Annotated in this window: 6 protein-coding genes; 4 read left to right on the forward strand and 2 right to left on the reverse strand. The window is 47.5% G+C overall.

Annotated features, from left to right (window positions below; genetic code table 11):
• Positions 1–48: 48 nt before the first annotated feature.
• Together QT984_RS23525 and QT984_RS23530 are read right to left on the reverse strand one after the other, a co-directional pair.
• Entirely contained in the window at positions 49–4,404 is a 4,356-nt protein-coding gene (locus QT984_RS23525; protein WP_333375075.1) for a hypothetical protein, read from the reverse strand.
• A 695-nt stretch (positions 4,405–5,099) separates the two neighbouring features.
• Positions 5,100–5,321: a hypothetical protein gene (locus QT984_RS23530; RefSeq protein ID WP_333260648.1), complete on the reverse strand. Its 222-nt coding sequence runs from the start codon at positions 5,319–5,321 to the stop codon at positions 5,100–5,102.
• A gap of 259 nt (positions 5,322–5,580) precedes the next feature.
• Here QT984_RS23530 and QT984_RS23535 point away from each other — a divergent pair, with 259 nt between their 5' ends.
• The 4 genes from QT984_RS23535 to QT984_RS23550 form a co-directional block, all read left to right on the forward strand.
• Complete coding sequence (locus QT984_RS23535) at positions 5,581–6,294, forward strand: Crp/Fnr family transcriptional regulator (protein ID WP_190663937.1); 714 nt, start codon at positions 5,581–5,583, stop codon at positions 6,292–6,294.
• Between the two features lie 90 nt (positions 6,295–6,384).
• A complete protein-coding gene (locus QT984_RS23540) occupies positions 6,385–6,882 on the forward strand; it encodes a universal stress protein (RefSeq protein WP_333058207.1) in 498 nt (165 codons plus the stop codon).
• Positions 6,883–7,184: 302 nt separating this feature from the next.
• Positions 7,185–7,946 carry a DUF2232 domain-containing protein gene (locus QT984_RS23545; protein ID WP_333058206.1) on the forward strand — a complete coding sequence of 254 codons (762 nt, stop codon included), beginning with the start codon at positions 7,185–7,187 and terminating at the stop codon, positions 7,944–7,946.
• Positions 7,947–8,134: 188 nt separating this feature from the next.
• Positions 8,135–8,784, forward strand: a 650-nt coding sequence (locus QT984_RS23550; RefSeq protein WP_333273700.1) for a transposase, incomplete at its 3' end; no start/stop codon positions are given.

The following is an 8,784-nucleotide window of genomic DNA, read 5'->3' on the forward strand; positions in this document are numbered from 1 at the left end:
TCCCGGAAGACAGGGAGGATTCTACTTAGAAACCGGGTTTTTTGCCGTTTAGCGATAAATATCGGTGCGAACATCCCAAGCAAGTGTTAGCGGTTCTAACAATTTTTGCTGGCTGCTAGAGGCGAGTTTGCCTAAATATTTGCGAACAACAAAGGCGTGTTCGAGATTCAACCGATAACCGCGTGAGACATCTTCAAAGAAAAGCGGCTCAGCCCAAATTTCTTCCCAATCAGGATTTTGCCTTGACTCCTCGGCAAGCAGCATGAAATCTTCCTCCGCAGGCACAAGTCCCGCCGGCAAATTTCCTTCCAAAATCCGCAAAATCCGGGGTTCGCAGGTGCGGGTATTCACGCCTTGGCCCTCCAACAACTGCAAAATTTCCTGAAAGCTCAAAGTTTCCCCGCCCAAAACCTTCATTAATTCCCACAGCAGAAAAAAGTCGCTGTACTGCTGCTGCGACACATCCAAAATGTGAGGATAGAGAGCCAAACTCGCTAACCCGCAGGCAACTCGACCAATTTTTTGGGAATTTGTACTTTGAGATACAGAATTTAATGCAGAATTGTGAATCTCAAAAATATCTCGATCGCCCTGCAATTCCTGGTCTTGAACCACGATCGCATTCGGCAACTTCTGCCGCAACCAGCGGGCAATCGCAGGCCAAGCACCCATACCCCCCGCACAAATCGCCTGATTAATCCCCGCCGGCGACATTCCCGCGCGGCTGAGCAAAGCATTCAATTCACGGTTCAACTGCTGCACAAAAGGCACTAAAACCAGACTTTCTACATCTTTGCGCTTCACATCCCAATGCTGCTGACCAATATCCAAAGCAAAACTTTTTTGATGTTGCAAAATAACTTTTATTTGCCTTGCCGCCTCTAACAATTGCAGGCCAAAAGCAGAACCTTGTAACCGCTGCTGCAATTGATAGCGACTCGGCAAATCGGGATGGCCAGGACGTGGCAAATCGATCGACATTCCCCAAGTTTCATTTTTAGCCAACAACTGACAGATAATATCCTGATCGAAAGCATCGCCAGCCGCATCAAAACTGTGGCAAGTAAAATCAGCACGAGTTAAATCTTGAAGATTAGACGGCAACTCAACTAAAGCTAATTCCACCGTCGCCGCCCCCGCATTCAAAATCAAAGTTCCCCCGCTAAAAGACGAAGCATTCACAGTCAGCGGTGCAGCTTCTTCAGTGCCCTTAGCAGAATCCACGGCTGACGACTCGACTTCCATGCGATTTTTCACAGGAGTTACAGCAGCAAGCAAAGTGGCGATCGCATCTTCCACCACAAAAATTTGCGAACCAGAAGCCACCAGAGACGCACCCAAAACCGCCTCCCGCAGATTAAACCGATAAACATCCGACCAGCCGGCCGGAGTCCCCAAAATTACACCCTGCAAGTCTAAAAGCGCCGCATCAAGAGTTTCTGGCGTCAGTCCCGAAGCCCTACAAATTAAATTAGAAACTGGCAATCCTGCAAAATTCGCCCTTGGTGCAGAATCCAAAATTTCCCCCGATTCGGCAAATTTTTGTCCCCGCAAACTCGGATTCAAAGTAGCCAGCAGCGCCCGCACACATTGCAGCGGCAAGGCGATCGAAAAAGCCTGCAAGGGATCCCACTGCAACAGCGGTTCGTACATCCCAGCAGCCTCCCGCTGATAAGGAATGCCCACCTTTAGAGGCAATTTAAAATTTTCCAGTAAAAATTCTCCTGCAGGCAAAGCCTGGGGTCGGAATCCCACCGACTTGACTGTCACCTCTGACCCTGGGCTACCTGGGGATGTTTGGGTCAGCACCGCAGCCGAGGGAATCCGACAACTGGCGTCTGCTGGCCAAGCCTCAGCCTGCGATGCTTCCCAGTAAATCGGGTGCAATTCGCCACTGGTGCGATCGAGTAAAGCCGCAGACAGGCCGCTGGAACCAAAATCAATGCCCAAATACCAGCTAGAATTCCGGCGTTGTCGGGATGGGGCGATCGCACCTGCTGCAGAATGCCCAGCCGAGTCTTGCTGCTGTGTTTCGGCAAACTCGCTAAAATCGGTTTTCCCCTCAACAACTCCTGCTTTACTCTCTGTCGAAATTAGGTTTTTTTTTTGACTTTCTGGAGGACTCGATCGCAGTTCGTTAGTTTCGGCAGTTTCTGGAGGGGGAGAATCAGTCAAAGGTCGATCGGTTTCGGTCAAACTAGCCAAAATCTCGTCTAGCGTCAAATTCGAGTCGTCTTCCTCAGCCAACAAATCATCCTCAAGTTCGTCTTCCAAAACAAAAGGTTGATCATCCGAGGATAGTTCCAAAACATCGGAGAACAAATCCTCCAGCGTGCCGAGTTCTTCCTCTGCCACCTCGGCAAAGGGATTGTTTGCAATGCCTTCGGGGGAACTCGCCGATAAATCCAAGCTGTTAGCGACTGAGAAATTCGATCGCCGGGAGCTAGTATTTTCCACTTCCTCCAGATTGTAGAGGTCTGCCTCCAAAAGTTCCAGAGTGTTGTTGTCCAAATTTAGAGCTCGATCGAGGTCATCTTCTAATTCCTCGATCGGCAGCAAATCCTCGTCCGGCGAAGCTTGGATGTACTCCTCATCGAGTCGCTGCGACGAAGTGCCGGACTCGCCAGTTTGAACCTCACCGATACTTGGCACATGAGACTCGGCACTGGGGAGGTTTGGGCTAATTTCGGCTGGCGTTCTCAACGGCAAAGGTGGCGATTCAGGCATCGCAGCGTCGAACTGCTCACCTTGGTTTTGACCCGTTTCTAGATTTTCTCGATCGTCCCCGTCAATTTTCACCTCAGCAGTTGAGGGTGGTGGTGCTGAAACTTGAGGTACTTTTGCCACTTGCGGTTCAAATAAATCTGCACTATCTAAAGTTAGAGACTCTACAGAATTCCCCATTACAAATTCTGAATCTTCATCTCCTAAAATCTCTTCCAAAGATTCGCCTTCATCCAGCAGATTTACAAACAAATCTTCGGTCATTTTTAGCGATTCGGCAGTTTCCCGATCCGTCGTCGCTTGGTATTCTAAACCTTCAGTTTGGGTCTCAATTTCAGTATTTTCTACAGGGAAACTTTCAACTTGTAATTCTACTTCAGGAACCGCTTCTCCCGCGAACAAACTTGCATACAAATCCTCAATTTCTTCGTCTGTTTCTGTAAACCTATTGTCCGATTCTTCCCCCGTATCTAGAGTTGAATTTTGAGATGTTTCGGGTGTAGAACCCAACAAATTATCTTCCAACTCCGGGAGCATAATTGGGGCTTGAATGCGATCGCGTTCGCGCCTCAACTGTCTGAATTGCGGAGAAATTTCTGTACCGGCGTAGGGAAATCTGTCTTGTTCTCCGAATTCGCCGGTGCGAATGGACTGCACCGAGTCTCCCGTCTGAGTCTCTGGGGCTGAGTGTTCGATCGGAGTATTTGAAAGGGCGGGAGCGACAGAAGATCGATCGGCTGCGGTTGGGGTGACGGTTTCGAGATTATTTGCTAAATCGATCGGCTGTTGAACGTAGGAAGAAGCTTCTCGCCCCAACTGTGCAGCTAAATGGTTGACCAAAGCCGCGAACATCGCCTCGCTCTGCTGGTTCAAACCGTACATATTTTCGAGTTCTTGTCTCAAGGAAGCTTGATAGCTTTGCAGATTTGCTTGCAAAGCCTCGAACACGATAGCCATCCTCGAATCGAGGCTCATCAGCAGACTGTCAGCATGAGATTGGAAAAGTTGCATTTGCTCCAACCTCTGAGCCGGCGTCAGCAGCGGGTGTTCTTCTGAGGTTTGTCGGTGAAGTGTTACGTCAATAGCCGATTCTTCATCAGGCGCACTGCCCAAAGAGTATGGTGCTGAGATACTTTGCAATAACTGATTTTCTAGGGAATTTAGAATTTGGGAGAAATCGCTAGTCAAGGTTTCTTCCAAGCGGGCAGTCAGTACCTGCAAGAATTCACCAATGATTTGCTGTTGGTTGGCTTGTTGCTGAGCTAGGGATTGTTGCTGCTGCCGTTTTGCTTCTAGCTGTTTGATTTCTTGAATGAGAGCTTGCTGCTCTTGCCGCAGAGCTTCTATGTCTTCTTGGAGCGGCCCTGTCAGGTTGGAACGCAGGTGGCTGATTTCTCCGGTTACTGCCAGCATGATTTGCTCTGCTGCTGAGGGGCCAGGGGGGGGCAGAGGCACTTTGGGTACTGGAACTGGTTCGGGGCGGACATTTTGGCGGGCCGCGGCCTTTGGGGCCGTTAGCTTTGAGTCTGAGGAAACCAGATAAGCGCGAACTCGCTCTAAAAGTTGGCGCTGGTGGACAGTATCAAGAGAACCCGTCCAAGGCAAGCGGGGTGCGGGCTTGCTGAGTACCTCGTCTATCTCAGCAATCAGTGCTTGAATTTTGTACTTCTGAGAATTCAAGGGCGGAACCTCTGGGAATGCGGCTTGGGAGAAACTTTACCGACAAAAGACTGAAGTCAATCGATTTTAGATTTTAGATTTTAGATTTTAGATTGAAGCATTGACTTGCGCGAGATAAATACGTTCGGCAAGTTTCTCGGATACAGGTTTTTTATTTCTGGACGGATGAATCCGGGGGCTTGTATCCTGGATGCTTTCGCTCAATAATTCACTAATATTTTCTGACAACAGTTAATTAACCTTTTGTCTTCGGATAACTTCTATTGCCTATCATAGGTTAACCGGTACTTCCGCACCAAATGCCCGCTTCTATCAATTGCAAGTGCTTTCAAATTCTGCGACTCAGGGGCGAGTTTCCTGACCCGGAGGCTGATTCCTGCTCGGAATAGCTGTGATCCCGACCAACTTTTGCCTTCACCCGCTTGAACAAAGAGCCCCACACTGTCACCGCGAGTTTCGTTAGGATGTCTGCGCGCCACTGTCTCTTCATTTTTCACCGACTTGGAAAAAACCTCAAACAATTTGCGATTTGGGATACCGAGATTCGGGATTATCCCCGTATACTGGATTTGAGTAACCTTTAATTATAGCCTATTATCTGTATTCATGGCTAGATACTAATGGTACAATAATCTTGGGTAGCAGAAAATTTTGCTGGGAAGTGGGAGGGTTTCGCTCGCCAAGAGCGCCAGTATTTAGGCTTGCAATGGCTGTGGATTTTGCCGATCGTGCTGACATTGGCCAGATTCTAGGCAGTTGCTCGGATTTGGGATCTGTCTGCCGTGGCACCCCTTGCGATCGTGGATTCTGCCTTCTCGAAAGCAAGGCCGAGTGACAACAAATCTCTCAGCAGTGTTAAGCTTGTCTTCGCGAAGTGCTTTCAAAGGTAATTCGATCGGCTCAGTCGTTTGCCACATAGCTAAAATTTTGTTAATAAAATTTGCTCAGTGGTATGTATCTAAAAAATTATGGTATATTCTTTAGTTTCTAGCTCCCAATCAGAGCTTGAGGCTATTAATTACCATATTGAGCCTTTGACCGCAAAACTTTAGAGGTAAAATTGCCGATTTTAGATCCTTGTTTCTCAAATCTGGAATCTCAAATCGAATGACTCGGCTGCAAGCTATTTGTAACTGCCCAGCGCAGCTCAAGCGCATAAATTAAAATGATGGCCTCATGGAAGACCGCTTTAACACCCGAGACCCGAATTCTAATATAAATCAATTGATAGTTTCTACTCCTTTTTTTGCAGGATTACCCGATCCTGTAATCGAGAGAGCAACTGTCCACATCGTTACCCGAAGTCATCCGTCAAATCAAGTGATTTTACTCGAAAATGACTGGGGAACATCAGTGTATTTTATATTGGATGGTTGGGTGAAAATTCGCACCTACAACCTAGACGGAAAAGAAGTAACACTGAATATTTTAGGGAAAGGAGAATTATTCGGGGAAATGGCCGCGATCGAAGAAGCACCGCGATCGACAGATGTGATCACCCTAGCCCCGACACTGATCGGCAATATGCCATCTCAGGATTTTGTGCAGCTCATTCATACCGAGCCTCTAGCAGGCATTCGCCTAGCTCAACTGATGGCGCGTCGCCTGCGACAAGTCAACCGCCGCCTGCGTTTACGAGAGTCCGACAGTACCTCGCGAGTAGCAGATATTCTCTTATTTTTGGCCGAAGGGCAAGGCAAAAAAATCCTGGAAACAGGAGGTACAGAAATACCGAACCTGCCACACAGAGAATTAAGCAGCCTCAGCGGGCTGGCTCGCGAAACAGTAACGCGAGTGCTCAGCAAGCTGGAAAAAAAAGGAACTATTCAGCGCGAACGTGACGTTTTGTGCATTCCCGACCTGCACGCCTTAGAGCGTCTGTTAGTCTAGAAGTATCAGAGTTTGCTTTTATTGAATCTAATTCAAAAGCACTCTCTGTTAACTAAGTGATATTAATGATTTCCTGCAGGAGGTAAAGCTGTGAGTTTTAAGAAAATTTTCGCCGCCTTAGATGATTCTGAACTGGGCCACCGTGTTTTCACGCAAGCTTTAGAATTAGCTCTGAACGATCGCGCCCAGGTGATGCTATTTAACTGCGTTACTGTCAGCACGCTGGGGGAGACGGCAGTGCCAATTCCGGTAGATTTGGGCATGAATGTCGAGTTAATGGATCAAGCTTATCAAGCTCAACGTTTGCGGCTGGAAAGCGACGTAAAACACGCTTCGGGTTTGCTAAAAAATTACTGCGACGCTGCAGCAAAAAAAGGATTGCAGGTAGAATTTGACTGCAAAAAGGACGGCGATCCGGGGCATTGTATCTGTGAAGCAGCCGAAAATTGGGGCGCAGATTTAATAGTATTGGGGAGGCGCGGCCGCACGGGGTTCGCAGAAGCTTTCCTCGGCAGTGTCAGCAATTATGTCGTTCACCACGCATCTTGTTCGGTTTTGGTAATCCAGGAAGGCAAAATTGAAAAATAATGCTGCTGAAAATGTTTGCTGAAAAAATCGATCGAAAATACAGCACTTTCCAGGTAAGTGAAGTACAGAGAAACCGGGTTTCTTGAATAAAACCGATTTCTGGCGAGAAATCCAGAAGAAACCCGGTTTCTGGGGTGTACTTTATAAACCTGGAATCCGCTGTAAGACTTCCGCTCCTGGCTGATTCCCGGTTTCTGCGAGCAATATTAAATTTGGCGGCGAGGCATCCAAACACTGAAACCGGGAATCAGCCGTATCGGGGGCCAGTCCCGTAAAATCTAAAATCTAAAATCTAAAATCGGATGAGTGATTTTTTGTCAGCAGATGCTGCGTCTAATTCGGGTAGTTCACCCAGTACAAATAACGAGCCCCAAACCGCCGATATTTCAGCAATGACTGGCGATCGCCCAAATCCCGATCCGGGGAAGCACATCTCTGGGGAAGCGCCTTTAAGGCTGGTAGAAACGGCTTTTTTGGCAAGTACCGCTAGCTTAATTTGGCTGGTAAATTATTACTTTCCGCTGGGGCCTTTGCTGCGGGTTTTTTTTCCGATACCCATCGCCCTGGTTTACTTGCGCTGGGGCAACCGAGCAGCTTGGATGGCAGCTTTGGTATCGGGTTTGCTGCTGTCGGTACTCATGGGCCCGACGCGGAGCATTTTATACGTGATGCCTTTTGGAATTATGGGAGTTGCGCTGGGAGGACTTTGGAGGCGCAAAGCGAGTTGGTCACTCTCTATTAGTGTGGGCGCTCTCATTGGTACTGTCGGCTTCTTTTTTCGGTTTTGGCTGCTGTCAGCGTTGGTGGGTCAGGATCTATGGGTTTACGTAACGGCCCAGGTAACAGAGATGGTGGAATGGGTGTTTGTGAAGCTGGGCTGGCTTAATGTACCGAGTTTGAACACAATTGGGGCGATCGCCGCCGGGATGATTTTAGTTAACAATATTGTCTATTTATTTGTAGTGCATTTAGTAGCTTTGCTGCTATTATATCGTTTGGGAAACCCAATTCCGCGCCCACCAAGCTGGGTGGAAGTTTTGATCGATTATAACGATCAAGCATGAAAACCCCGTGACTTTAGTCCGGGGAAGAAAAACAGAAGGAGGCTAAAGCCTCCCATTTCCTTTGTTAGAACCAAGTTTTTACGACTAACTTTATAGTATACGAAACTTACGTGTAAAGCTTTGTGAACAACTCAAGCGATATTAAGCCGATGTTGTTAGCATAAGAAAAACGTGATGAGGTCGAAGTCATGCTAGTTTTTGAATTCAAAGCATACGGAAAAAAGCAGCAATTTGCCGCTGTAGACGAAGCAATTAGAACAGTACAATTCATCCGTAACAAAGCATTGCGCTTTTGGATGGAAAACCAAAAAGTCAACAAGTATGACTTGAATAAGTACAGTGCTGTTTTAGCTAAAGAATGGACGTTTTGCGATGAACTCAACAGCATGGCTCGACAATCAAGCGCAGAAAGAGCGTGGTCGGCAATCGCCCGATTTTACGACAACTGTAAAAATAAAATTACCGGGAAAAAGGGTTTTCCGCAGTTTCAGAAAGACAATCGGTCGGTCGAATATAAAACGACCGGGTGGCGGATGGCAACTGACCGAAAATCTATCACTTTTACCGATAAAAAAGGCATCGGAAAACTTAAGCTGAAAGGGACGCGCGACTTACATTTTTATCAGCTTACCCAGATTAAGCGAGTACGCTTAGTCAAACGAGCCGATGGATACTACATCCAGTTTTGCGTTCAAGTTGACCGTTCCGAGAAGATTGAAGTTACAGGTAATGCTATTGGATTAGACGTGGGGCTCAAAGAGTTCTACACAGACTCTAATGGTGTTACAGTCGAAAATCCGCGTTTTCTGGGCAAAGGAGAGCGCCGACTAAAGAAAGC

This window comes from Microcoleus sp. Z1_B2 (genome assembly GCF_036700325.1).
Lineage (GTDB): Bacteria > Cyanobacteriota > Cyanobacteriia > Cyanobacteriales > Microcoleaceae > Microcoleus.